Raw genomic sequence first — 25477 nt, forward strand, 5'->3', positions numbered from 1 at the left:
ACCGGCTAACGGTTGCGTCGCGGCTCACTCGAGGTCCGCAGTACTCAGATATTCGCCGAGGCTGTCATTCTGCAGCGCGCCGGCAATTTCGGCGATGGCCGCCTCGTCCGGCAGGACGATCGACTGGCCGTCGGCTGAGGTGCCGGTGCCCAGGGTCGGAAGGGTAAACATCTGCACGTCGCTGGACCGTACATCCCGAAGCGAAACACCCAGCGAGCCCGCTGCCATGGCGTCGAATTCGCTGTCAACGCTCACGAACGGGGAAAATTCGTTAACGACGTTGTTGATTTTGACCGGGTTCGTCAAAGTCTCCGCAGTCAAGAACTTAGACAGTAAGGCCTTCACGAACAACTGCTGGTTGCGTACGCGCTGGTAGTCGCCGTCACTGAACGCGTAACGCTCACGAACGAATGCCAAGGCGGATTCACCGTTCAGCGTTTGGGTTCCCGCGGGGAAATACTGCGGAGAATGCCTGGAGGTGAATGCGATCGGATTATTGATCTCCACCCCGCCGAGAGCGTCTGTGAGCTCCTTGAAACCAGAGAAGTCAATCATCGCTACGTGGTCGATCCGCGCTTCAAACATTCCTTCAAGCGTTTGAACGACCAGCGGGACGCCACCGAACGACATGGCCGCATTGATCTTGTGTTCGCCCTGCCCCGGAATATTGACCCAGGTATCGCGCATCACCGACATCACGTAGACGCCCTCGCGATCCCCGGGGATGTGCATCAGCATCATCGTGTCTGACCTGCTGCCATCCGACGTTTCCAGACCTTGGGCTCCAGCATCTCCCCGGCTGTCAGACCCCAGCAGCAGGATGTTTATCGACTTGTCGCCTGCGGCCTTTTCCACCCGGTCTTCAGGAAAAGCGCTCTCGATTGCCTGCGACTTGTTGTCGAACGTGTTGGCGAGATTGAAGATGTAGCCACCACCGACAATGACCGCCACTACGACCAGTCCCACCAAGACGAAGAACGCGGTACGAATCGGGTCCTTCTTACGCTTTTTGCTCGCACGGCGGGGACGATATTCTTGGTCGAGGTCAGCAGTCATTGAGGTCACTTCCTAGGGAGGGGCTATCTAAAGGATAAAGCCCGCGGCTTGCTTGCCGGCGCAGGACCATCGGGCGTGGCTCGGGTCACGGACCGCCCAAGGGTCTGCAGAGCCCGGGATACGCTAGCAGCATGACCCGCGTTTTCCCCAATCATCGTCGGAATTTGCCTGTCCTGTTGTTGCTGGGAATGCTGGGGACTCTCACCGCCTGCTCCCCTGTTGTCGATGTTGACGCTGCTCCCGACGCGGCAAACCCGGGATGCGCCCCGATGATGGTCATCCTCCCCCAGTACGTCGCTGATTTCCCGCGCCGTGAGACGAGCAGCCAGGCGACCGCCGCCTGGGGGGACCCTTCGCAGGTGATCCTGCGGTGCGGCGTGCCGGTTCCCGGCCCGACGACGGACCAGTGCGTCTCGGTCGACGGCGTCGACTGGGTCCTGCGCGAAGGCGAGAACGGCTACTGGACGGCCACGACCTACGGGCGCACCCCTGCCACCGAACTGCTGTTCAAGCCCGACGACGTGGCAGAGAGCTCCGTCTTGATGGACATCTCGGCGGCGGCGGCCGAGATTCCGCAGGGTCGCGAGTGCCTGAGCATTTCCGACGTCCTGTAGGCAGCCCGGCCGGCGACGCCGCGCCGGCCGCCCTGCCTGTCTAGCGGAGGCCGGTCTTGCGGTTGAGGGCCAGGTACAGCAGCTCGTCGATCAACTCGGTGTAAGGCAGTCCGGATTTCGCCCACATCTGCGGATACATGCTGATCGGCGTAAACCCGGGCATGGTGTTGATCTCATTGATAATGAGCTCGCCGTCCGGTGTGTAGAAGAAGTCAACCCGGGAGAGCCCCTCTCCGCCGAGCGCGTCGAACGCTTGTGCGGCGAGTTCGCGCACCCTTTCCGTGGCGTCGGCGGGCAAATCCGCCGGGCAGCTGAGGGCGGCGGCCGTACCGTCCAGATATTTCGCTTCGAAATCGTAAAACTGGTGCTCGCCGGGCTGGACGGCGATTTCCCCGGGAAGGCTGGTGCGCGTCGGTTCTGTTCCCCGGCCTTGCAGCACCGCTACTTCAATCTCGCGGCCGATGATGCCGGCTTCGACAACAACCTTGGGATCGTGTTCGCGGGCGGCTTCCACGGCGGCGCGGAGGCCGCCTGGCTCGGCCACCCGGGTGATCCCCATGGAAGAACCCGCCCGGGCCGGCTTGACGAAGACCGGGAACTGAAGGGTGCCCAGGCGTTCGAGCACCGCGTCCGGGTCTTGCTGCCACTGACGGTCCATGATGACCTGGTAGGGGCCGACGTGGAGGCCGGCCGATTCGAAGACCACTTTCATATAGTGTTTGTCCATGCCGACGGCAGAGGCAAGTACGCCGGCGCCGACGTAGCGGACATCGGCCATCTCCAGCAGCCCCTGAAGCGTTCCGTCCTCGCCGAACGGCCCGTGCAGCAGCGGCAGCACGACGTCCACGTTGCCCAGGCTCTGCGGAACCTTCGCGGCCGGCGCGACCATGAGTTCCGGCGTGTCCCGCCTGCTGGCCAGCACGACGGGTTCGGCGGACGTACTGATCTCCGGCATTTTTCCCGAGGCGAGCGACCACTGGGCCGGATCATCGGCGACCTGCACCCACTGGCCGTTACGCGCAATCCCGATGGGAACGACGTCGTACTTGTCCTTGTCGATGGCCCCGAGCACCCCGGCCGCGGTGACGCAGCTCACGGAATGTTCGCTGGACCGCCCGCCGAAAAGGACGGCAACGCGGGGTTTGCGGCCCGGCGACGGGGCGTTAGCGGCGGGCATGGTCTCGTCGTTCACTGGAGTTCACCTTCGGATTTGAGTTCACGGGTCAACAGGCGCGGCGCCAGCGCCTCAACGGAGACCTGCCCCTCCAGGACGGCAACCACTGCCTCGGTAATCGGCATGTCGACGCCCATCTTGGTGGCCAGATCCAGCACGGCGCGGCCGGACTTGATGCCTTCGGCCGTTTGGGTCATTCGTTCCGTCACCTGGTCCAGGGTCAGGCCTTCGCCCAAGAGCCGTCCGGCCGTGTGGTTGCGCGACAGCGGCGAGGCGCAGGTGGCGACCAGGTCGCCGAGTCCGGCCAGCCCGGCCATGGTCTGGACCTCTCCCCCGAGGGCGAGGGTAAGCCTGGTGGTCTCGGCCAGTCCGCGGGTGATGACCGTCGCCTTGGTGTTGTCTCCCATGCCTTTGCCGTCGCAGATTCCCACGCACAGGGCGATGATGTTCTTGACGATCCCGCCGATCTCCACCCCCGTCACGTCAGAGTTCGTGTAGGGGCGGAAGTAGCTGGCGGTGCACAACCGCGCAATCCACTGCGCGGTGTCGTCGTCCGTGCAGGCCACCACCGAGGCGGTCGGTTCCTTCCGCGCGATCTCGAGCGCCAGGTTGGGGCCGGAAATGACGGCTACGTGGGAGTCGGACAGGCCGAGCTCTTCTTTGATGACTTCGCTCATGCGGGCGTCGGTCCCGCGCTCCAGTCCCTTCATGAGCGAGACGACCACCGCCTCCGGATCGAGCAGCGGCTTCCAGGATGCCAGCTGCGGTCGAAGGGTCTGGGCGGGAACAGCCAGCACCACCAGCGGAGCGCCGCGGAGGACTTCGGCTACGTCCTCCGAAGCGACGATGTTCTCCGGCAGCGCGATGTCCTGGAGGTACGTGGCATTCCGGTGCCGGGAGTTAATTTCCGCCGCCACTTCGGCGCGCCGGGCCCAGAGCCTGACCTCGACGTCGGGATGGGCGTCCGCGACGACCTTGGCAAAGGTAGTGCCCCAGCTTCCTGCGCCGAGAACGGCGATGTTGGCAGGCAGGTCGGGGCGTGCTGTCACGACTTCTCCTCAGGCGGTAGCTCTTCTGTATGCACCGGTTCGCCGGAACCAAAGTCCCGGCCTATGGCGCTTTGACCGTGAGCAGAAGGATCCCAGCGGACGGCAGGCGCTTCCTCGCCGCGTACTTCGGCCAGCAGCGCCGTGATGCTGTCCATAATCCTATTCGTTGCCGCCTCGAGAACGGTCCTGGTGATCGGCAAGCCGCTGAATTCGCTCAGGTCCACGGGAGGTCCGGCCGTGACGTGTGCGGTTTTGCGCGGAAAAAGGCTGGGCCTTTTCGCATACCGGGGCAACAGCTCGTTGGCCCCCCAGTGCGCCACCGGAATCACGGGTGCGCCGGTCTGCAGCGCGAGCCGCGCCGCCCCGGTGCGCCCGCGCATGGGCCAGAGGGCCGGGTCCCGGGTCAGCGTCCCCTCCGGGTAGATGATCACGGCACCGCCTTCGTCGAGCACCTCGCGTGAGACGTCCAGGGAACGGTTTGCGCCCGAACTGCTCCGCTCCACCGGTATCTGCCGGGCCGCCGTCAGCAGTTGACCGACCACGGGAATCTTGAACAGGGAAGCCTTCGCCAGGAAGTGCGGCAGGGCGCCTTGGTTGTAGACGTAATGGCCGACGACGAGTGGATCGATTTCCGTGGTGTGGTTCGGACAGACGATGAATCCCCGGTCCTTGGGGAAATTCTCCGTTCCCGTCCAGTTGCGCCGGAGGACCAGGTTCAGGAATGGCCGGATAACGCCGGCGAGGACACCAATGACCACCCGCTCTTTGGAGTCTGCTCCCATGTCCGCCTACTCGACGTCGAAGTCCGCGCCGAGGCCCTCCAGCTTTGACTGGAAGCGTTCGTAGCCACGGTTGATGAGTTCGATGCCGGTCACGCGGGAGGTTCCGGCCGCCGCCAAGGCGGCGATCAGGTGGCTGAAGCCGCCGCGGAGGTCGGGGATGTCTATTTCCGCGCCGGAGAGCTGGGTGGGTCCGGAAATCACGGCGGAATGCAGGAAATTCCGCTGCCCGAAGCGGCAGGGAATGCTGCCGAGGCATTCGCGGTGCACCTGGATGTTGGCGCCCATTCGAATCAACGCCTCAGTAAAGCCGAACCGGTTCTCGTACACGGTCTCGTGCACGATCGAGACGCCTTCGGCCTGCGTGAGCGCGACGACCAGGGGCTGCTGCCAGTCCGTCATGAAGCCCGGGTGCACGTCGGTCTCGAGCACCAGCGGCGACAGGCTGCCGCCCGGGTGGTAGAAGCGGATGCCGTCGTCGTCGATGTCGAACGCCCCGCCGATCTTGCGGTAGGTGTTCAGGAAGGCGGTGAGGTCGCCCTGATGGGCACCTTCGACGTAAATGTCTCCCTGCGTCACCAGCGCCGCGGATGCCCAGGACGCGGCCTCGTTGCGGTCGGGCAGCGCGCGATGGTTGAAGCCGGCCAGTTCGGTGACGCCCTCGATCCGGATCACACGGTCGGTCTGGACCGTAATGATGGCACCCATCTTCTGCAGCACGGCGATCAGGTCCATGATCTCCGGCTCGATGGCGGCGCCGCTCAATTCCGTGATGCCTTCGGCCCGGGTTGCCGTCAAAAGAACCTGTTCGGTGGCGCCCACGCTGGGATACGGCAGCGTGAGTTTCGCGCCCTTCAGTCCCCTGGGTGCGGAGATGGAGATGCCACCGGGCCGCTTGTCCACGATGGCTCCGAACTGGCGGAGCACGTCGAGGTGGTAGTCGATGGGACGGTCGCCGATCCGGCAGCCGCCCAGGTCGGGGATGAAGGCCTCTCCGATCGCGTGGATCAGCGGCCCGCAGAAAAGGATCGGAATGCGGGAATCGCCCGCGTGCGCGTCGATGTCCTTCATCTGGGCGGTCTTGACGTTCGTCGGATCCAGCGTCAGGTCACCGGTCACCGGGTCTTTGGAAACCTCGACGCCGTGCAGGCGGAGCAGGCTGGTGACGATCTCCACGTCCCGGATTTCGGGCACATTCCGCAGGACCGAGGCATTACTGCCGAGCAAGGACGCGACCATCGCTTTGGGAACCAGGTTCTTGGCACCGCGGACGGACACCTTCCCCGCCAACGGAACGCCACCACGAATGGTCAAAACACTTGCCATGAATACCTGTTTCCTCAAGCTAGTTTAGCGCCGAACTGCGCCAGGGCCTCAGCTAAGCATATTGGCAATCCGTGACCAGTCTGAAATAAACGGGTGGTGTGCATGAGTGTCCGGTCGAGTGCCTGGGTGGACCCAGCGAGGCATGGCGCGCCGGCAGACGCGACCGCGTAGGGTTCCGCCTGTCGGCGCTCGTCACACCCCCAAGCAGCCTGACGTCGTGGAGCTCACATGCATCTTGGTTCGGAAGGGACCCAGCACTGCTGGTTCATCACGATATGCGCAGAATCACGTTGGCCGCTAGCGGTAAGACGCCACGAAGGTCCTGAAGTCTTCGAACCCGAACTCGTGAAGACAAGCGAAATAGGCTACCGCTTGTGCGTGGTTGGATGCCCATCGGAACGCCTCGTGCCGGCCTAGTAGAAGGGCCTGAAAGTTGCCATCACGTATGTCCATGGGTATTGGCACAAGCTGATCAGACTCCCAGTAGTCGGTGGCTGAATGCACCAAAGTATTTAGCTCATCGAATGTCCGGTCGATCCGGGCTAGATACGCGAAACATGGCTGCCAGCGCTTAGTGTCAAGGAAGACGCCGGTGTCAATCAAATCAATCACGTTTCCAGTTCCGGTCCCACTGGAATCCAGGCCAAGCTCCTCGGCCATCCCCCGTAGCGCAGTGACACGCGGATCTAGGCGCCCCATAAGATTTTGGTCGCTGGGGAGCATGCCCTCGGCTACGAAATGTACCGGTTTCCGCAAGTCGTCTATTGACAAGTCATGCTGGCTGGCGGCGTACGTCTTGCCCCGCTGGCTGAGAACAAGTTGGTTGTCTTTTGTGATAACGGCTGTACCGACGCCGATTTTCGCCGGAGCCGGCAACTTGCTGACATCTTCCAGTCGATCAGGGCTGATCCCCCATGCTTTCCGCAGAGAACTCGAAGCTGGGAACGCGGGCGCTTCGGACACTGTGAACGGACGGTCCAAGGAATTACTTGTAGCCGCCCAAAGATAGTAATTGGTGACTGCGGGTGTCAGACGGTATTTGGTTCGGGTAACGCCTTCACGTTGCCCGACGGGCACTGTTCCAGCATTAAGAAGATCAACGGCAGGCTGGTCCACGAAGGCCACCGAGGCGTGTCTCGCAGACGTGATCATCTCCTGTAGCCGCCCGGCGGCCAGGACCGGGTATGCAATTGGATCTGCCCGCCGGTTCGACCGATCAAGCTGGTCGAATTCGAATTCTACGTGGCGTGTATAGGGTTGCTGTTCCCTGCAGGCGGCCACAACCAGCACTTCATCAATAACGAACCTTCCCACGTGGAGACGACGTCGCTCTTGCGAGCGTAGAACCATATCTGAATACTTGCGTTCGGCTCGCCTACGCTTTCTCTTGCTGCTGAACGCGACCATTGCTAGAACCATTGCCGTAAAGGCGGTTACCGCGGATCCGAGGAGCGCTGCACCCAACTCAGCTGCAAAAGTTTCCCATGCATCGCTTAAGGTTTGGAGTGGGCTTACTAAGAACACCCAACTCGTACCGGCCAATACGACGACTAGCAAAGACCAAGAGACAACGGGAACAGCTTCTTCAAGTCGGAACAGCGTCCGTCTTGCTCTCGAGATTCGCTCTTCGGTCCGCGGCAATGATTCCTCGCTTTATGTAATTCTCTAGGCCTGCGCTAGGAACGGAGCCAGCTGCGCAGGCCATCGCCTTCAGACCTTTTCGGGAAGGGTCTTCGGCTTCCAGGATGGGCGAGTGGCCTCGTAGGTGGTGATTTCCGCCTCATGCTTCAGAGTCAGCCCGATATCGTCCAGGCCTTCGAGCAACCGCCAGCGGGTGTAGTCGTCGATCTCGAACGGCGTCGTGATGGTTCCGCAGGTGACGGTCTTCGACTCCAGGTCCACCGTTATTTCGGTGCCCGGGTGGTTCTCCAGTTCCTTCCAGATCAGCTCGATGTCATCCTGGGCGACCTCGGCGGCCAGCAGCCCCTGCTTGCCGGAGTTCCCCCGGAAGATGTCGGCGAACCGGGAGGAGAGGACAACACGGAACCCGTAGTCCTTTAACGCCCAGACAGCGTGTTCGCGCGAGGAACCGGTCCCGAAATCCGGGCCGGCCACGAGGACGGACCCGCGGCTGAACGGCTCCTGGTTGAGGATGAAGTCCTCGTGCTTGCGCCAAACTGCGAACAGGGCATCTTCGAAGCCTGTCCGGGTGATTCGCTTGAGGTACACCGCCGGGATGATCTGGTCGGTGTCCACGTTGGACTGCCGCAGCGGGACCCCGATGCCGGTATGGGTGGTGAACTTCTCCATGATTCTTCAGGCTCCTTAGGCGGCAGGCCGCGAGACGGCGTCGTTGTTGACCGGGTCCAGGTCCGAGGGCGAACTCAGCGTGCCCCTGACCGCGGTGGCCGCCGCAACTACCGGCGATACCAGGTGCGTCCGCCCGCCCTTGCCCTGCCGGCCCTCGAAGTTCCGGTTGGACGTGGACGCGCAGCGCTCGCCCGGCGCCAACTGGTCCGGGTTCATGCCCAGGCACATGGAGCAGCCGGCGAACCGCCACTCGGCGCCGAACTCCTTGAACACCTTGTCCAGGCCCTCGGCCTCTGCTTCCAGGCGGACACGGGCAGATCCGGGCACCACCATCATGCGCACGTTCGGCGCCTTGGCCCGGCCGCGGATGATGTCCGCGGCGATGCGCAGGTCCTCGATCCGGCTGTTGGTGCAGGAGCCCAGAAAGACGGTGTCGACCGGGATGTCCTTCATGCGGGTGCCGGCTTCGAGCCCCATGTAGGCCAGCGCACGTTCCGCCGCGGCCTTGGCGTTCTCGTCGGCGAAGTCGTCGGGCGACGGCACGGCTTCCGACAGGGAAACGCCCTGTCCGGGGTTCGTCCCCCACGTGACGAACGGCTCCAGTGTATCGGCGTCCAGGAAAACCTCGGCGTCGAACACCGCGTCGTCGTCGGTCCGCAGGGTCTGCCAGTTTTCGACGGCGGCGTCCCAGTCGACACCCTCCGGGGCGTGCGGACGGCCCTTCAGGTAGTCGAAGGTGGTCTGGTCCGGCGCGACCATGCCGGCGCGGGCGCCCGCCTCGATGGACATGTTGCAGATGGTCATCCGGGCTTCCATGCTCAGCGCCCGGATGGCGGAGCCACGGTACTCCAGCACGTAGCCCTGGCCGCCGCCGGTTCCGATCTTGGCGATGACCGCCAGGATGATGTCCTTGGCGGTGACCCCCGGGCGCAGCGTGCCCTCGACGTTGATGGCCATGGTCTTGAACGGCTTCAGCGACAGCGTCTGGGTCGCCATGACGTGCTCAACTTCGGAGGTCCCGATGCCGAAGGCCAGCGCACCGAAGGCACCGTGGGTGGAGGTATGCGAGTCGCCGCACACCACCGTCATGCCGGGCTGGGTGAGTCCCAGCTGGGGACCCACCACGTGCACGATCCCCTGCTCGGCGTCCCCGAGCGAGTGCAGCCGGACCCCGAATTCACGGCAGTTGGTGCGCAGCGTCTCGATCTGGGTGCGGCTGGTCGGGTCGGCAATCGGCTTGTCGATATCCAGCGTGGGGGTGTTGTGGTCCTCGGTCGCGATGGTCAGGTCCGGGCGGCGCAGCCCGCGCCCCGCCAGGCGCAGGCCCTCGAAGGCCTGCGGCGACGTGACTTCATGTACGAGGTGAAGATCGATGTAGAGGAGGTCGGGCTGGCGCGCAGCGCCTTCACCGTCGCCGTGGCGCACCACGTGTGCATCCCAGACTTTTTCGGCGAGCGTCTTGCCCGCAGTGTTACCGGCCATGGCCAGATCTCCTCCATCAATACCAACGCGGGCTTTTTCTCCCGCCGGGAGGCCCGCACTAAGTGTGTGCTTTAACTCTTCCAGCGCGGCTGCCCGCCCGCCAGTCAATCGACTTGCATCTCACATATTGAGATGCGAATATCAGCTTATGGACAATCCTAGCGGTGTCGGCGTCATTGACAAGGCGGCCATGGTGCTGGACACCCTGGAGGCCGGACCCACGTCCCTGGCCCAACTGGTGGCCGCCACCGGCCTGGCCCGGCCCACCGTCCACAGGCTAGCTTTGGCGCTGGTCCACCACCGGCTGGTCAGCCGGGACATGCAGGGCAGGTTCGTCCTGGGCAGCAGGCTGGTCGAATTGGCCGCGGCCGCCGGCGAAGACCGGCTCATAGCCGCCGCCGGCCCGGTGCTCATGAACCTTCGCGATGCCACGGGTGAGAGCGCGCAGGTCTTCCGCCGGCAGGGCGATTCGCGGGTATGCGTCGCCTCGGCCGAGCGGCCGATCGGATTGCGGGACACCATTCCGGTGGGGACGCAGCTTTCGATGAAGGCCGGCTCCGCCGCCCAGGTGCTGTTGGCCTGGGAAGACCACGAGAGGCTGCTCGAAGGACTCCATGGGGCGCGTTTCACGCCGACGGTCCTGGCCGGCGTGCGCCGCCGCGGCTGGGGCCAGAGCCTGGGCGAACGCGAACCCGGTGTGGCGTCGGTTTCGGCCCCGGTCCGCGGTCCGTCCGGGCGGGTCATTGCCGCCGTTTCCATTTCGGGGCCGATCGAGCGGCTCACCCGGCAACCCGGCCGGCTGCATGCCGAGGTGGTCTGCAACGCCGCCGCCCAACTGACCGAAGCCTTGCGGAAAACTGCAGATTAATAGGACGTCTAGTAGATTCGACTACCGGTGCCCGGCGTCATACGAGCAGGGCGGTTTCCTAGAGGGTACAGGCGGAACGAGTGTACGAAACGCGCAAGGGATCTGCGGCATTCTTCATTCTGATCTATGTGGCAGGTTTGGCATTCATTGCGCTGTGGCCTACGCAAGTCGACCGCCCATTGCGGGATCTGTTGGACAAGGCCATACAGAAGCTTCACGGTCACGGCATTCCCGAGTGGGTGAACTACACGTCAATAGAGTTCGGCACGAACGTCCTCCTGTTCATACCTCTAGGGCTTTTTCTGGCCATGATTATTCCACTGCGTCGGTGGTACCTCGTCACGCTCGTGACCTTCGCCGTGTCGGGTGCAATCGAGCTGAGCCAGCACTATTTCCTTCCGGACCGAGTGGCTTCCCTCTACGACGTGATGGCCAATACGACAGGCGCAATCATAGGCCAGTTGGTGGTTGCGTCACTTCTGCGCAGTGTCTCAACCGAGAGGCAACACATGGGGTCACAGTGGAGCAGGTGATTACATACACGTGCAACGCGTGAGATGTGCCTGGAATTGCCATAGAATGTACGGGACCAATTTTCTGCAGAGCGGCGCTTCCGCCTCACTACTGCGCGCCTAGGAGCAAAGCCGTTGACTCACGCCAATCCCCCATCCGTATCCATCATCGGAACGCGCGGTTATCCTAGCTATTACGGAGGTTTTGAGACCGCCGTCCGTAAGATAGCACCTGTATTTGCCGATCGTGGATGGGATGTCACTGTCTACGGACGGCCTGGCGCATCCAAAAAGGGTGACCCTGGAGCTGATTCAAGAATACGCACGTTAGAGACCTCCGGCATCGATACCAAGTCTCTAAGCACATTGACGTACGGACTTACTTCTTGCTTACACGCTGCTTGGAAAAAGCCCGATGTGGCTTTGATCATGAACGTAGCCAACGGTTTTTGGCTGCCATTGCTGCGATGGCGCGGCATTCCGACCATAGTCAACGTCGACGGAATAGAATGGGATCGAGCTAAATGGGGAAAGCTTGCGAAAGCGGTCTTCAAACTTGGTGCGCGACTCACAGCTAAATTTGCAGACGACGTCATATATGACGCACGTGCCATAGGAGAAAGATGGAGACAAGAGTTTCATCGGTCCGGACACTTTATTCCCTACGGCGGAGACCCCTCCGACCTCCTCCCCGTTGAGCCCGGTTTGAAGTCCCGATCCTACGTTTTAGCTGTTGCTCGTTTCGTTCCAGAGAATACAATCAGTGAGTTTTTGGCCGCTGCTGAAATCCTAGCTCAGCGCCACCCGATAGTCATAGTTGGTTCATCTGGATACGGAGGAGAGTTTGAGGAAAGAGCTCGCGACCTTGATGTGAAGTGCGAGAACGTACACTGGCTGGGACACGTCTCAGACGATGACCGCCTGTATTCGCTTTGGCAACATGCCGGGGTCTATTTCCATGGCCATAGCGTCGGAGGCACAAATCCGGCCTTGGTTCAAGCTATGGCTTTAGGGGCGCCAGTTGTCGCGCGGGATACGGTCTACAACCGAGAAGTCTTGTCAGATGAGTCGCTCTTTGTGGAACCGTCGCCAGAAGCTATTGCAACAGCGTTGGATAACGTAGTTAACACGCCTGATTTGCAGGTTCGATTATCAAATCTAAGTTTTACCCGTTCGCAGAGCGAATACACTTGGAGCTTAGTAGCAAACAGCTACGAGCAACTGGCTGCCGCCGCAGTCAGCAACGGACTTGCGCAGAATTGATGGTAGCGAAATGAGCGCCAACCGGCCGCTCGCTGCGTTTACGGACCTTCTGATACTCAATGGTGTTAGCCGATTTAGGAATGAGTAGTTCAAGGACTTTATTGGCGCCGATACACAGAGTCTCTCTTAAGCACGCCTGCAAATTGCAATTTTTCTATAAGGTAGGACTGTATGGCTTCGATATTGTACCTCAACATTGAGGATACTGGCTATCCGCGCAATGCTCGAATTCGTAGTTTCTTGGCCGCACACGGTCACCAAGTCACCATGGTTAGCCGCCACGATCGCCCATCATTCATCCGTCAAAGCGTAGACCTGTTACTCGGTAGCCTTAAGAAACCAGGAGACTACGACGTCGTGCTTCTGGCCGAGTTGAGCCTCCAGTACACGCCCGTTGCCTGGCTCCTAGCACGACGTTTCAAGGCGAAACTGGTAGTCGACGCATTCGTTGGGATGTACGAGACAAATGTCGAGGACTGGCGGGAAGTTTCCCCTTCATCTCTGAAGGCCCGTGTATATCGCATGTTGGATCGTATTGCAATACGCTTGGCAGATTTGGCGCTCATAGACACGAGACACAGGGCGAAGGAAATTGAAGGTATAGGCTCAACCAAGATATTAAGCCTGCCAGTTGGTGCACCCGCATGGGCTGTACCTAATGAGCGACAAACTCCGCAAAAGACAGTTCTCTACTACGGTAACTACATTCCCCTACACGGTCTCGACTTCGTGCTCGATGCCTTAGCTAGCATTAAAGACTCCGGACTGTTAGCTACGTTTGTGGGCGACGGAAAAGACAGGAAAAGGATAGAGGAAAAGGCCGCAAATCTGGGTCTCTCGCACCTCATTGATTTTAGGGACCCGGTCCGTCAAGAGCTTTTGTCCGAAATAATTTGGGATCATAGTATCGTTCTAGGAATATTTGGATCCTCTCCGAAAGCGGCATCCGTAATTGCAAATAAGGTGTGGCAAGGGCTTGCTTGTGGAAGAAGGGTCATAACTCGAACCAGCCCCGCTCTAGAAGAAATTGAATCTATCGTGCACAATCAACTGACAAGCATTAGTAACGCTGATCCTGTCCGGTTAGGAATGACCATCAAGGAACACGCATGCCAACCGGACGTTAAATCGTTCGCCGAGACCCACAACAAACTGGAAACCTACGTGGAGTCGCAGTTTGAGGTCTTCCACGAGATTCTGAGCTCATACTCGAAATAGAGTCTATAACCTTGCTGCAGTGCCCCGGTTCTTCAAAGTAGTGCCTTCCAGGACCTTTTCGTAAGCCCTGAGTAGGTAAGAATCAAAGGCTGCTGGCCTGCCGGACGGCATGATGTCTGCCCCCGTCCTTCATAATCCGGGCGTGGTGTGGTCACCGGTGTTCAATGGGCGCCAGAGGATCGCGGATGCGGACAAGACTAGCCGGAGCTTAGACGGCGGCAGGTCCGCCGTAACGTGGATGTCAGACTCTGCGGCCGCAAGACATGCCAGCACCTCGTACTAGTTTGATGTCTGGAGGCGGCGTATTACTGGACGAGGCAAGGCACTGCCCAGGGCGGGCGAATCGCGCGAAATCATTTCCTCCCTCGCACGTCACGGGTCCCTGCTTTTGGCGGTCGATCAGCTGACCATGACCAGGGCGCAGCCGGTCGCCGTGGCCCAGCCCGAAGGCATTCGTCGGTTATCTGCCCGGCGCGGCGATGCGCGGCATCGCGGACTTACAGCCGGGCGAAGCCGAGACCGACGCCCGGGACGCGCGGCTAAGTCACGGAGGCCGGCTACGAGGCCGCCGAAGCCCCGCGGCGTGATCCCCGGTCCCGGCGAGGGATCGGCAAGTCGGATGCGCTGGATGCACCTGTCAGACGTCTCAAACACCAGTGTAGTTGGATGGAAAGTACTATCATCTCAGCCAGCACTTCGCCGGCCAATGCGCCTCCAGCACCAAAAAATTCTGCCCCGACGAGAATACCAGGAATCCCTACACAAGCGCCGACTAGTGCACTCATCGCAATAATGCGAACCCTGTTGGTCGCGACCAAAGCCAACGAACCCGTGGCCCTTGACGTACACACAATCCAAATAAGGAAACCTGATATGGCACTTAACGCGATGGGAACATGGACAGTTCCAGCAAAGACGAAATCAGCGCAATAGGGGGCAGCGACGGCGAAAAGTATTCCTGCAAATAACCCAAATGCTGCGTTAATCCAGATAGCGGTTCGCGCTCGCTGCAAGCGGTCCGTCATCTGCGGCGCGTTGCCCACCCAGTTGTGCATGGCATTAGGGACTGCTGCTGCGATCTGCAGATATATGCGCTGTAGTCTTTCAACGGCAGCGAACAATGCAACTACTGGCGGAGCAACTAAGCTCACGAGAGTAACAGGAAGCGAAATATAAAGCGCACTGATCGATCGTCCAATAACTGCAGATCTTTGCGCACGCATTACACGGGCAAACCCCCCTAAGCTGAAGCCCCTAAAGTGCCGAGGCTTCACCCCTTCGAGGGCTGCTACTACTACAGGGGAGACGAAAGCAGGTGCAATAATGCCAATAAGGGGATAGATGGCGAATGGGGCCCCCATGAGAATCAGCACCGCAGAGGCAGTAACACATGCCAGTTTCGGCAGGGAATCGGCCAGAAATATCTTGGATACCGATCCAGTGCCCAGGTAGAACCAGATCGAAGTTAAACCTAAGGCTACTGAACCTACCGCTACCATCGCTGATTCAGTCTCATATTCGTCCACGAGGTTGTAACTCAGAATAGCTGCAACGCTTATTGTTGGAAGGAGTAGAATCGCCTTACTAGACAGAGAAACTGCCAAGACCCGGCGGCGCGATTCCCTCCTCAATCGAGAAACCCGCTGAGGACCGACGAGTCCCCACCCTAGTTCGAGCACGACAGACAGCGCTGCCCCCACCGACTGTCCGATTGCCACTGCCACCCAAGCGCTAGCCCCGAATTGAGAGGTTACTGCCGGCAGGGCCAACAACGGGCTAGCGAAACCCGCCATGGGAACGAGAGTCAAACCGAGCGTACGCCGTAATCTGACGAGGTTCCTCACCTGCAACCCCCGAATGAAGATGGAGCGCTACTTACGAACTCGGTCAAAAGGCTTAACCTTGTCATTAGGAAGAACAAAAGCGGCCCCAACTAACAGCCATAAAATTATTGCAGAACCAGGCCATACGATAATATCAAAAATAAAGAACTGCGAAACACATATTACGAGCGCAACGCGCACCTCACCCCGGGCACGATATAAAGCACGAGCCAGCAGCGAGGCGAGAAGAAGTAAACCTAGTACCCCATTCTCAGCAAGAGTTTGAACTATTTGATTGTCGACGGCTTGCAGGCCATCTGATTGCAAGAGACCCTGGGCATAGAGACGAGGACTAGAACCCGCCCCATCGCCGAGCCATAGCTGAAACCCATCACGGTGAATCAATTTTTCGATTGCACTGAGGGCGCCAAGACGATGAGTAACTGAGCCGCTTTCCAAGAATCTATGGAGTGCCGGAGCCATGAGCGTTACAGCGCCGGCGCCTACAAGGGCCAGCACGGAAAGACCAACAATCACAACGGTTCTGCGGGACAAATACGAACAGATATGCAGTATCAGAAGGCCGCACGCAAGTAGGAGTGCGTTTCTACTACCAGAAGCAAGCAGGCCAGAGAAAAATATGATGGTGGCAGCTACCTTTACCCACCCCGCAGAACCGCTGAGCAGTGTGAAAGCGAAGGCTACGAGGATAAGAAAAGCGAGAGGAAGCGGATGCCCGAACGTGCCTTGTGCGCGATATGCGCCTTCGAATAGCAGTGAAACGCTGGCAGAAGTCTCTCCACTTCTGCTTTCCATTGTACTTGCCCAAAGAGGAGGGAGGCCAGCTAACGCCTCAACAACGGCATACAACGACTGCAAAATCGCTATCACTACCAGGACCGCTCGTATCCGATGCCAGAGTCCTTGAGAAGCTAGTATTGCGCCCATAGCTAGACCTCCGAGCATAACACTGGAGGTAAGCGCGAGGATTTTCCACTCGTTGTCATCTGGCGCATTTGCAGTCGCGACAACTCCGAGAATCGTAAAGATGCTGGCTGCTGTTATTGGTTCGTTCAGAGCCCTAATCCAACCGCTTCGCAGAACGGACAGAAGCACCAATGCTACAAAAGCTCCCGCCGCGATGACTCGCATTGTGCTGAAGGCGGCTGAAAGTCGGATCAAGGGGACAAGCAGCATGATCAGAACGGCAACTGTGCTGCTCCAAAACACTACGGTTGCTGCGCGGCCCCATAGCCAAGCCACAGCTAGCCTGGCTCGCGAGTAAACGCTTCCGGTCAAATTCTCTTGAGTCGTAGGCAATATTCTAGCTGTTTCTTCTAGGGGGTGATTGAAGACGCGGAGCCAAATTGGATCCTCTTGGCACAAGCCTAGTGATCATGGATTGGAGCGTGGCTTTATCATCACTGTTCCACTCCTTCTCCTTGAAACCATCTCTTCCACTCCATGACAAATCCTTGGCACTTGTGTCCACACTCATCGAGGTTCGGTGCCGTCCTCTCGGGTGGCTGCCGCCGGCATACCTGCGGATACGCAGTGCTTCCACCAGACCAGGAATACTGTCACGCTCGATAAGAAGTGTGGCCGCGACTACTACAACATCCCTGATTCGGCTTACAAGCCAGTTCCCAGGACGATCTCGACCTAGGGTCCAGAGTATAAGAAATCTATTCCGGACGCCCAAGAGATTGATCAGAGGGTTATGCCGACTGAATCCTCTTGACGATCGCACATGGCAGAAGCCCTCGACCGGGACAATTAGAGACGGGACGCCGCATATCCCAGCCCGCACTCCAAGCTCAGCGTCTTCCCGATAGGCAAGGAAGAGATCATCGAAGAAATGACCGGTCTCTTCCACGATGTGATCGTAGACGGCGCGAGAGACGAACATACATGCACCCGTCACCCCTGAGACTCGCCGAGTCATGCTCCCATCTAGATTCCAAGGTGTGCCCTGCCCAATGTCAAAATGTCTCCCACTAGAAGTCCACTCGATTCCAAGGCTGTCAGTGAATCTCGGCTTGGTGTCGTCGTCGACGTGTTCCAGTCGGGCCAGCGTGGGCCCCATCAATGCACCGTTGTACTGCGCGGTCTTCTCCAGCAGAGATGCCAGGGCTTCCGGGCTGAATGTAACGTCGGGATTGAGGACCAAACACGCCGCAGCGCCGTTATCGAAAGCGCGTCGTAGCAGTCTGTTATGCCCAGTCGCGAAGCCCAGGTTGTCGTATCGGTGCTCAATATCAAAAGGAACGAACACCTCGGCGCTGGAAATGTCCGCCTGAATCTGCTCATAGTCCGCCTGATCTGCCGACAGGAATACATGCACTCTTCGTATGAGCTCAGCTGCCGCGCGCACGTCGTACAGCGTCTTCAGAAAGTCGCTCCGCTTATATCCATATAAGACGATTGTGATATCGAGCTTCACGATAGTAGATCCGCAATTCTTTCTCCACGCGCTCGCCACGAGTTAACTTGAGCGAAGTCCTCGCGCCAAGCCGGCGAGGGACGAGACGTATCAAGCCAAGTGTTCAAATGCTTTTCCATGCGGTCCCCCACTCCGCACCGATAAACAAACTCATCTGACAGGTGCTCGGGCCACAGTATTCGGGGCAAAATGATAGGAATTCCCAATGCCAAAAAAGTATAAATCTTCATGGGATCTTGGCTGAGGGTATAGTCGCTAACTACATGGGGTATTAGGCCCACGGTTCTCTCGCCGCAGGCAGCCGCGAGCTCCGCTTCGGAAAGCCAATCATGAATTTTGAATTTATGAGGTGCGTTCGCCTGGGCCCTTCGTAACAGTCGGAGAACATCGGGATCTGTCCCGGGACCGCCGACGAGAACTTCTTCGAAGAGTGGATTGTTGATCAGCCTATCGAGCAGCGAGATGTCAGTTCTGTTGGTGAAAAGTTTTCCCAATACCACCAGTCTTGCCCGATCGTCCCCGCCCAACCGCATTGTCCCGAGCTCCTCGTCTACTCCATTGGGCACGACAGCAGTTACCCGTCCCCGCAGTCTACGGGCCATATAGTCAGTATTGACGGTGATTATTCCGTGCTCGCCGGGACGGGAAGAAGCCACCCTGCGGTACGCGGCACGGGCTTCCAGTCGGTAATTTATTCTTATGTCGGGAGCAATCGACCAATCATCGTAGAGGTCTGCCCATACTATGTCTGCATGGCGAGCGTTCAGAAACACAGGCGACATAGCCCCAACGCGTTTCCGGCCATCCAGTGCTCGACCTGGCCTGAGAAACGACGCCTTAGTTTGATTGTCCACTTCAGGGGTTCGGCCATGATAAATGAAATGCGGCCCCTGCTGGACAACCCCTAATCGAGATAGCTCGGCAAAAAGTTTCTGCGGTCGATTTAGCGAAGTACTGCCCGGCTGGACACCCCAAGCAACCGTTTCAATAGTGGAAGCCATTTAAATTCCTTCAGCAGACGTCGCAGCCTGCGGTCTCTCTGTGACTGTTGGTGCTTTGGTATAAGTAAGAAATGGAAACCCCTCGGGTAGCACGACATTCCGGCAGGCAGGCTAATACCAACTCTTATATCTATCCAAGCAATCCTAGAAGGTATGATCCATATCCGCTCTTCACAAGCGGCTCAGCGCGTTCCCGCAAGTCGTCATCCGAGAGGAAGCCTGAGCGCCAGGCGATTTCTTCTGGCGCCCCTATCTTCAGTCCTTGGCGGGCCTCAATTGTTCGAATGTAGTTTGACGCGTCGTTTAGAGATTCGAAGGTACCAGTGTCTAGCCAGGCGGACCCTCTCGGCAATACCTCGACACTTAACTTGCCGTTCGCGAGATATGTACGATTAACATCTGTTATCTCAAGCTCACCACGCTCAGAAGGCTCAAGGTGCTTGGCAATTTCAACGACATCGTTGTCATAGAAATAGAGACCAGGTACTGCATAGTTGCTCTTGGGATTCTGAGGTTTTTCCTCAAGAGAAATTGCTCTGCCTAACGAGTCGAATTCGACCACGCCGTATGCGCTCGGATCCGCAACCCAGTATCCGAAAACCGCGCCGCCCTCAATCGCAGCGAATCTCCGTAGTTGAACGCCCATACCCTGACCGTAAAAGATGTTGTCTCCGAGGATGAGGGCGACGTTGGAAATACCAATGTGCTCTTGGCCGAGGATGAAAGCTTGGGCGAGGCCGTCGGGAGTAGGCTGAATCGTGTACGTCAACGAAACACCGAATTGTGAACCGTCGCCCAAGAGCCTCTGGAATTGATCTGCATCGTGAGGCGTTGTGATGATCAGAATATCTCTGATCCCGGCCAGTATCAGAGTTGATAGAGGGTAGTAGATCATCGGCTTGTCGAAAACCGGTACAAGTTGCTTGCTGATTCCAAGTGTGATCGGGTGGAGTCTTGATCCGGTTCCGCCGGCCAGAATGATTCCTCGCATGTTCCCTATGATCTTCTGTGTTGGCAGCAGATCAAAATCGGTATGCTGCCGCGGCCAGGGTTTGGCACCGGATGCACTATCGTTGGGACACGTGCAGAAGATACTTGTTACCGGCGGCGCCGGGTTCATCGGTTCGAATTTTGTCCGCTATGTGATCTCCGCTACGGATCTGTGCGTAACAGTGCTAGACAAATTGACGTATGCAGGGAACCGGGCGTCATTGGCGGGACTAGGCGGGGACCGACTGACGTTCGTGCAGGGGGATATATCTGATACCACTTTGGTGGACACGCTGGTCGCCGGGGTTGATGCGATCGTCCATTATGCAGCCGAGTCGCACAATGACAATTCCCTACATGATCCGCGGCCGTTTTTGGATACGAACATCATAGGCACCTACACGCTGATCGAAGCAGCCCGGAAGCACGCCAAACGGTTCCATCATATTTCCACGGACGAGGTCTACGGCGACCTCGCCCTCGACGACCCCGAACGGTTCACGGAAAATACCCCCTACAACCCGTCCAGCCCGTACTCGTCCACAAAGGCCGGCTCAGACCTGCTCGTCCGTGCCTGGGTTCGTTCCTTCGGACTGCAAGCTACTATCAGCAACTGCTCGAACAATTACGGGCCTTATCAGCACGTGGAAAAATTCATCCCCCGGCAGATCACCAACATCATCGACGGAATCCGGCCCAAGCTCTACGGCTCCGGCGAAAACGTGCGCGACTGGATTCACGCCGACGACCACTCCTCCGCCGTCCTGACGATTCTTGAAAAGGGAGAGACCGGACAAACCTACCTAATTGGCGCCGACGGCGAGAAGGACAACAAGGAGGTCATCTCCCTGATCCTCAAGGAGATGGGCCGAGCCTCCGACGACTTCGACCAAGTCACCGACCGTCCCGGCCATGACTTGCGTTATGCGATCGACTCGACTCGGATTCGTACCGAACTGGGCTGGACTCCGTCTTTTGGGAACTTCGAAGACGGGCTCGCTGTGACCATCGATTGGTATCGGAATAACGAGTCCTGGTGGCGGCCGCAAAAGGCCGCCGCGGAGGCTCGTTACCAGGAGCAGGGCCAATGACCCAGGAGACTCCCGGCGTCGATTTTGGCAAAGCCTTGACGGTCTCGAGCACAGCGATCCCGGGCTTGCTGGTCTTGGACCTGCCCGTCCACGGCGACAACCGCGGCTGGTTTAAGGAGAACTGGCAACGTGCAAAGATGCTTGCCGCCGGCCTGCCGGATTTCGGCCCTGTCCAAAACAACATCTCCTACAACGAAAAGCCCGGCACCACCCGCGGCATCCACGCCGAACCCTGGGACAAATACGTCTCCGTGGCGACCGGGCGGATCTTCGGCGCTTGGGTTGATCTACGCCAAGGCCCAAGCTTTGGCACCGTCTACACCACCGAGCTTGGCCCTTCCAAAGCAGTGTACGTCCCACGCGGTGTAGGTAACGCCTTCCAGACCCTGGAACCCGGCACCGCCTATACCTACTTGGTCAGCGCCCACTGGTCCGCCCAGGCGCGGGATCAGTACACCTTTCTGAACCTGGCCGACGAAACAGCAGCCATCCGTTGGCCCATCCCGCTCGAGCAAGCTGAAGTCTCGAACGCTGACCGGACGCATCCCCCACTGGCCGAGGTGGCACCGATGCTGCCTAAAAAGGTCCTCGTCACTGGCGCGAACGGCCAGCTCGGTCGTGCCCTGCGAGACACCTATGCAGATAATGCGCACATGGAGTTCGTTAGCAGGGCGGAGTTTGACCTTGCCAGCACCGGCGCCATGACGGGCCGCGACTGGTCGGCCTACTCAACCGTCATCAACGCCGCCGCCTTCACAGCCGTCGACGATGCCGAAACGCCAGAGGGACGCGCCATAGCCTGGGCAGTCAATGCCACTGCTACGGCCAGACTGGCCGCAATCGCCACCCACCACAACATCACCCTCGTCCACATCTCCAGCGACTATGTCTTCGACGGCAGCCGCGACGAACACGATGAGGAAGAACCACTCACACCCCTAGGGGTCTACGGACAGACGAAAGCCGCCGGTGACACCGCCGCAGCTACCACACCCCGGCACTACATCGTGCGTACCAGTTGGGTCATCGGCGACGGCAATAACTTCGTAACCACAATGGCTGGCCTCGCCGCTAGAGGCATCAGACCAACCGTGGTCAATGATCAAAAAGGCCGGCTGACGTTCGCCCCAGACCTCGCCGCCGGCATCCGCCACCTCCTCGACACCGGTGCACCCTATGGGACCTACAACCTCACCAATACCGGCCCCACACAAACCTGGGCCGACATCGCCGCCGACGTCTTCGAACTAACCGGACGCAACCGGACCGATATCACCGGCACCAGCACGGAAGAATACTTTCAGGGCAAAAAGGCCGCCCCCCGACCACTCAGAAGCACACTCAAACTCACCAAAATTGAGGAAGCCGGGTTTCATGCTCAGTCAGCTGCCAGGGCGCTTCGCGCCTACTTACAGACCTGATCCTTACCGGATTTGGGATGATCACGGCGCTCGGAGGCTGGAGCAGCTAAATTAAAACTCGGGTGGGTTATACGTTTTTGTAAAAATCACCCCCTACAGCATAAAATTCAACTGGCGTCAGCTGTTCAACCGCACCTTGAAATTAACCGCTGACGGGGTTAGACGACCAAATCACGGGGGAGCACTTGCTAGGTAGAACAAAACGGATCTTTCAGATCGTCATCAGCGGAGCTATCTCGGTCAGCATTCTCGTACCACTGCTCGGCACTGCCCTTACAGATTCGCTATCCAGCCGGCAAGCTGGTCTATCCGATGACCAACTTGACCGTTTCTTCCTAACCGCCACGGCCGTCCACCAGACCTTGGTCGTATCGTGGCTTGCCTTGGGCCTCCTGGTTGCGCTCTCAGGCTTGTGGATGATGCGTCGCAGCATACGGCACACAGCAGCGCACCCACCATCCTTGCTTCCTCTGCAGACGAGAACTGATGTATGCGAAGTAGCGGAATGCTCCAGAGGTTAGGCGAGGCGCATCCCGCTCCGTCGCAAATTCAGAAAAGCAACAAAGCTCGTACTGTACGACAGCAATGGAAGTCCATATACGCTCGTCGACTCCTTGCAACCGACTGCGTATGCATCATTTGGTCGGTCTTCGGGGCACAACTTCTCTGGCTTGGGGTTGAAGACAGAGACCTTTCGTTGCGCCCCGGCCCGGAACACGCGGCAATTAGTTACACACTTTTTTCCATCGTCCTCATTGTCACGTGGATCGCGTTGCTAAGCATCTACGGCACGCACGACGAGCGGGTGATAGGTGACGCCGTCGCGGAGTACAAGCGTATAACTGACTGCACTCTGCGGCTTTTCGGGCTCGTGGCGATTGCTGCCCTTCTCCTGCGCTTGGAGCTGGCTAGGGGTTACTTGATCGTTGCCTTGCCACTCGGCTTACTGACTCTTTTCCTCAGTCGCGCTGTATGGCGGAGATGGCTGACGATGAAACGCCAAAAAGGCCTATTCTGCAGCCGGGTACTCCTCATCGGATCGCCGGGAACGGTTGAACATGTTGCCTCCGAGATGTCTGCCAACCCGGCTTCTGGTTTCGCGGTCGTTGGGTGCTGTGTGCCCAAGCGTTACGAGCACATGGCTTCCGTTTCGGGTGTCCCGATACTCGGGTCTATGCGAAACGTGAGCAACTTGGTTCTTGCCCACGACGTAGACGCCGTTGCCTTGACCGGAAGTGATGATCTTCCGGCGAAGGTAGTTAAGCGCATTACCTGGGAACTGGAACCAACGAGAGTCGACGTGGTTGTTGCTCCCACAATGGTCGATATTGCTGGTCCACGAATCCATACCCGTCCCGTCGCGGGACTGTCCCTCATCGGGGTGGAAGCACCCTCTTACGAAGCGGGGCAGAAAACCGCCAAGCGCACCTTTGACGTTGTAGGCTCCTCGCTCCTGCTATTGGTCCTATCGCCGGTCTTCATCGTCCTCGGCGGTGTAATAAAGCTCGCCTCCCCAGGACCTGTTTTCTTCATGCAGGATCGGGTTGGACTGCGGGGCAAGACATTCAAGATGCTGAAGTTCCGCTCCATGCACGTCGACGCCGAGGAACGGTTGGCTCAGCTCGTCAGGGACCGGGGCAGTGAGGGCAATGAGGTCCTCTTCAAGATGAAGGATGACCCTAGGGTGACCAAACCTGGAAAATTCATCCGTCGATACTCTCTCGATGAACTGCCGCAGCTTGTAAACGTCCTCCTTGGTCATATGTCGCTTGTCGGCCCGCGGCCACCTCTCCCGCGGGAAGTGGAGCAGTATGAGAGCGAAGTTCACCGCCGCTTCCTGGTCAAGCCAGGCATGACGGGTCTCTGGCAGGTCAGCGGGCGTTCCAATCTGGGGTGGGAAGAAAGCGTTCGGCTGGATCTGTTCTATGTTGAGAACTGGTCGCTCACCGGCGACATCCAGGTCCTGTGGCGGACTGCCCGCGCTGTCGTGGGCGGCGACGGCGCCTACTAGTCACCGCAGGAAATGATCCCACCCGATGGCTTGGGAGTGTGATCCTGCCACCGTGACCTTGGGGGCCCCGTCAAACACTCGGCCAACCGCAGTAAAGCCCTCGGGGATGGGTCTTATGGCGGGAAATGTCGCCAGCAAGCCGTGGTCCTCTCCCCCACCTAGTAACCAAGTCATGGGGTCCTCGTCTAAGGCTTGGGCTGCAGCGGCCAGTGGACCTGTCATATTTCGCAATGCTTCAACATTGAAGTCGATGGCGACCCTGCTGGCCTTCGCGATGCGCAGTGCATCCCGGATCAATCCGTCGGAGATGTCCATCATCGCAGTCGCATCGTTGTTGGCAGCCTGCGGGCCGAGGTTAAGAGGTGGCCGTGGCCTAGCCTGACGTTCAATAAGCGATCTGAACTGCTTAGAACGGTCGGCCGTGCCATCATGGTGCTCTAAAAGCGCAAGTCCCCCGGCGGCATGACCAAGGGGGCCGGTCACAGTCACAATGTCGCCGGCACGCGCACCGCTGCGCAGGACCGGGCTGCGGCCTTCGAGATCCCCGGTGACGGCAGCGGTGACCACGAGCGCGTCGCCGCGGCCAAGATCACCGCCGACGACGGAGCACCGGTCCGCACCCAGTTTCCTCAGGGCATCAGCCACGCCGTCGGCCAGGCTCTCGACCCATGCCACCGGCGTCGCTCCGGGCAGGGTCAGGCTGATGACCAGGGACGTCGGCACGGCTCCCATGGCATTGATGTCCGAGAGGTTCTGCGCCACGGACTTCCATCCGACGTCGTAGCCCGTCGTCCGGTACCCGGAGGGCCACTCAAGCCGGAAGTCCTGGTCCTGGACCAGCGTATCGATCGAGATGACAGTGCGCCCATCGGGTGCCTCGATAACGGCAGCGTCATCGCCCGGGCCGACCGGGACGTGGGCGCGGCCGAGGCGCGGGAAAATCCTGTCCAGGAGCGAGCCTTCGTCCAGCTCGTTGACGGTCAGTTCAGCGGTCAATCTTTGCGTTCTCCCTTGTATCTCATCTGTTGCCGGCTCCATGCCCCGCG

At 59.2% G+C, this 25477-nt stretch carries 22 protein-coding genes; 8 read left to right on the forward strand and 14 right to left on the reverse strand.

What is annotated here, in order from left to right; all coding sequences use genetic code 11:
* Positions 1-24: 24 nt before the first annotated feature.
* Positions 25-1056, reverse strand: a complete 1032-nt coding sequence (locus AC5RVZ_RS17570; RefSeq protein ID WP_494067060.1) for an LCP family protein — start codon at positions 1054-1056, stop codon at positions 25-27.
* A 269-nt stretch (positions 1057-1325) separates the two neighbouring features.
* Here AC5RVZ_RS17570 and AC5RVZ_RS17575 point away from each other — a divergent pair, with 269 nt between their 5' ends.
* Entirely contained in the window at positions 1326-1670 is a 345-nt protein-coding gene (locus AC5RVZ_RS17575) for a DUF3515 family protein (RefSeq protein WP_494067061.1), read from the forward strand.
* A 40-nt stretch (positions 1671-1710) separates the two neighbouring features.
* Here the strand turns inward: AC5RVZ_RS17575 and AC5RVZ_RS17580 are convergent, their stop codons facing one another.
* The 7 genes from AC5RVZ_RS17580 to leuC all read right to left on the reverse strand — a co-directional run bounded on the left by AC5RVZ_RS17580 (position 1711) and on the right by leuC (position 9790).
* Complete coding sequence (locus AC5RVZ_RS17580; protein WP_494067550.1) at positions 1711-2847, reverse strand: D-alanine--D-alanine ligase family protein; 1137 nt, start codon at positions 2845-2847, stop codon at positions 1711-1713.
* 11 nt (positions 2848-2858) lie between these two features.
* Complete coding sequence (locus AC5RVZ_RS17585; protein WP_494067062.1) at positions 2859-3893, reverse strand: NAD(P)H-dependent glycerol-3-phosphate dehydrogenase; 1035 nt, start codon at positions 3891-3893, stop codon at positions 2859-2861.
* Entirely contained in the window at positions 3890-4675 is a 786-nt protein-coding gene (locus AC5RVZ_RS17590; protein WP_494067063.1) for a lysophospholipid acyltransferase family protein, read from the reverse strand. The genes AC5RVZ_RS17585 and AC5RVZ_RS17590 overlap by 4 nt, the downstream gene beginning before the upstream one ends.
* A gap of 6 nt (positions 4676-4681) precedes the next feature.
* The gene (gene murA / locus AC5RVZ_RS17595; RefSeq protein WP_494067064.1) at positions 4682-5998 is read right to left on the reverse strand and encodes a UDP-N-acetylglucosamine 1-carboxyvinyltransferase; all 1317 of its coding nucleotides are present in this window, start codon (positions 5996-5998) and stop codon (positions 4682-4684) included.
* 297 nt (positions 5999-6295) lie between these two features.
* On the reverse strand, positions 6296-7405 hold the full coding sequence (locus tag AC5RVZ_RS17600) for a hypothetical protein (protein WP_494067065.1): 1110 nt from the start codon (positions 7403-7405) through the stop codon (positions 6296-6298).
* Positions 7406-7708: 303 nt separating this feature from the next.
* Positions 7709-8308 carry a 3-isopropylmalate dehydratase small subunit gene (gene leuD / locus AC5RVZ_RS17605; RefSeq protein ID WP_494067066.1) on the reverse strand — a complete coding sequence of 200 codons (600 nt, stop codon included), beginning with the start codon at positions 8306-8308 and terminating at the stop codon, positions 7709-7711.
* Between the two features lie 15 nt (positions 8309-8323).
* Positions 8324-9790 (reverse strand): 3-isopropylmalate dehydratase large subunit, encoded by a 1467-nt coding sequence (gene leuC / locus AC5RVZ_RS17610; protein ID WP_494067067.1) that lies wholly within the window; start codon positions 9788-9790, stop codon positions 8324-8326.
* 148 nt (positions 9791-9938) lie between these two features.
* Here leuC and AC5RVZ_RS17615 point away from each other — a divergent pair, with 148 nt between their 5' ends.
* The 4 genes from AC5RVZ_RS17615 to AC5RVZ_RS17630 all read left to right on the forward strand — a co-directional run bounded on the left by AC5RVZ_RS17615 (position 9939) and on the right by AC5RVZ_RS17630 (position 13651).
* Positions 9939-10658, forward strand: coding sequence for an IclR family transcriptional regulator (locus AC5RVZ_RS17615; RefSeq protein WP_494067068.1), 720 nt, complete (start codon positions 9939-9941; stop codon positions 10656-10658).
* Between the two features lie 80 nt (positions 10659-10738).
* Entirely contained in the window at positions 10739-11191 is a 453-nt protein-coding gene (locus AC5RVZ_RS17620; protein ID WP_494067069.1) for a VanZ family protein, read from the forward strand.
* Between the two features lie 114 nt (positions 11192-11305).
* A complete protein-coding gene (locus AC5RVZ_RS17625; RefSeq protein ID WP_494067070.1) occupies positions 11306-12433 on the forward strand; it encodes a glycosyltransferase in 1128 nt (375 codons plus the stop codon).
* A gap of 357 nt (positions 12434-12790) precedes the next feature.
* Entirely contained in the window at positions 12791-13651 is an 861-nt protein-coding gene (locus tag AC5RVZ_RS17630; protein WP_494067071.1) for a glycosyltransferase, read from the forward strand.
* A gap of 557 nt (positions 13652-14208) precedes the next feature.
* On the opposite strand, the gene AC5RVZ_RS17635 is transcribed toward AC5RVZ_RS17630, so the two are convergent.
* The 5 genes from AC5RVZ_RS17635 to rfbA form a co-directional block, all read right to left on the reverse strand.
* Positions 14209-15177 carry a polysaccharide biosynthesis protein gene (locus tag AC5RVZ_RS17635; RefSeq protein WP_494067072.1) on the reverse strand — a complete coding sequence of 323 codons (969 nt, stop codon included), beginning with the start codon at positions 15175-15177 and terminating at the stop codon, positions 14209-14211.
* Between the two features lie 345 nt (positions 15178-15522).
* Positions 15523-16737, reverse strand: a complete 1215-nt coding sequence (locus AC5RVZ_RS17640; protein WP_494067073.1) for an O-antigen ligase family protein — start codon at positions 16735-16737, stop codon at positions 15523-15525.
* Between the two features lie 61 nt (positions 16738-16798).
* Positions 16799-17917 (reverse strand): glycosyltransferase family 2 protein, encoded by a 1119-nt coding sequence (locus AC5RVZ_RS17645; protein ID WP_494067074.1) that lies wholly within the window; start codon positions 17915-17917, stop codon positions 16799-16801.
* Positions 17914-18918, reverse strand: a complete 1005-nt coding sequence (locus AC5RVZ_RS17650; protein WP_494067075.1) for a glycosyltransferase family protein — start codon at positions 18916-18918, stop codon at positions 17914-17916. Before AC5RVZ_RS17650 ends, AC5RVZ_RS17645 begins: the two co-directional genes overlap by 4 nt.
* Before the next feature lie 130 nt (positions 18919-19048).
* The gene (gene rfbA, locus AC5RVZ_RS17655) at positions 19049-19909 is read right to left on the reverse strand and encodes a glucose-1-phosphate thymidylyltransferase RfbA (protein ID WP_494067076.1); all 861 of its coding nucleotides are present in this window, start codon (positions 19907-19909) and stop codon (positions 19049-19051) included.
* A 91-nt stretch (positions 19910-20000) separates the two neighbouring features.
* On the opposite strand from rfbA, the gene rfbB reads away from it, so the two are divergent.
* The 3 genes from rfbB (at position 20001) to AC5RVZ_RS17670 (ending at position 24431) form a co-directional block, all read left to right on the forward strand.
* The gene (gene rfbB / locus AC5RVZ_RS17660; RefSeq protein ID WP_494067077.1) at positions 20001-20999 is read left to right on the forward strand and encodes a dTDP-glucose 4,6-dehydratase; all 999 of its coding nucleotides are present in this window, start codon (positions 20001-20003) and stop codon (positions 20997-20999) included.
* Positions 20996-22420, forward strand: a complete 1425-nt coding sequence (locus AC5RVZ_RS17665) for a sugar nucleotide-binding protein (RefSeq protein WP_494067078.1) — start codon at positions 20996-20998, stop codon at positions 22418-22420. The genes rfbB and AC5RVZ_RS17665 overlap by 4 nt, the downstream gene beginning before the upstream one ends.
* A 505-nt stretch (positions 22421-22925) precedes the next feature.
* The gene (locus AC5RVZ_RS17670) at positions 22926-24431 is read left to right on the forward strand and encodes a sugar transferase (protein ID WP_494067079.1); all 1506 of its coding nucleotides are present in this window, start codon (positions 22926-22928) and stop codon (positions 24429-24431) included.
* Here the strand turns inward: AC5RVZ_RS17670 and AC5RVZ_RS17675 are convergent, their stop codons facing one another.
* The gene (locus AC5RVZ_RS17675) at positions 24432-25469 is read right to left on the reverse strand and encodes a thiamine-phosphate kinase (RefSeq protein WP_494067080.1); all 1038 of its coding nucleotides are present in this window, start codon (positions 25467-25469) and stop codon (positions 24432-24434) included.
* Between the last annotated feature and the right edge of the window lie 8 nt (positions 25470-25477).

The organism is Arthrobacter sp. Cza30, from assembly GCF_059090765.1.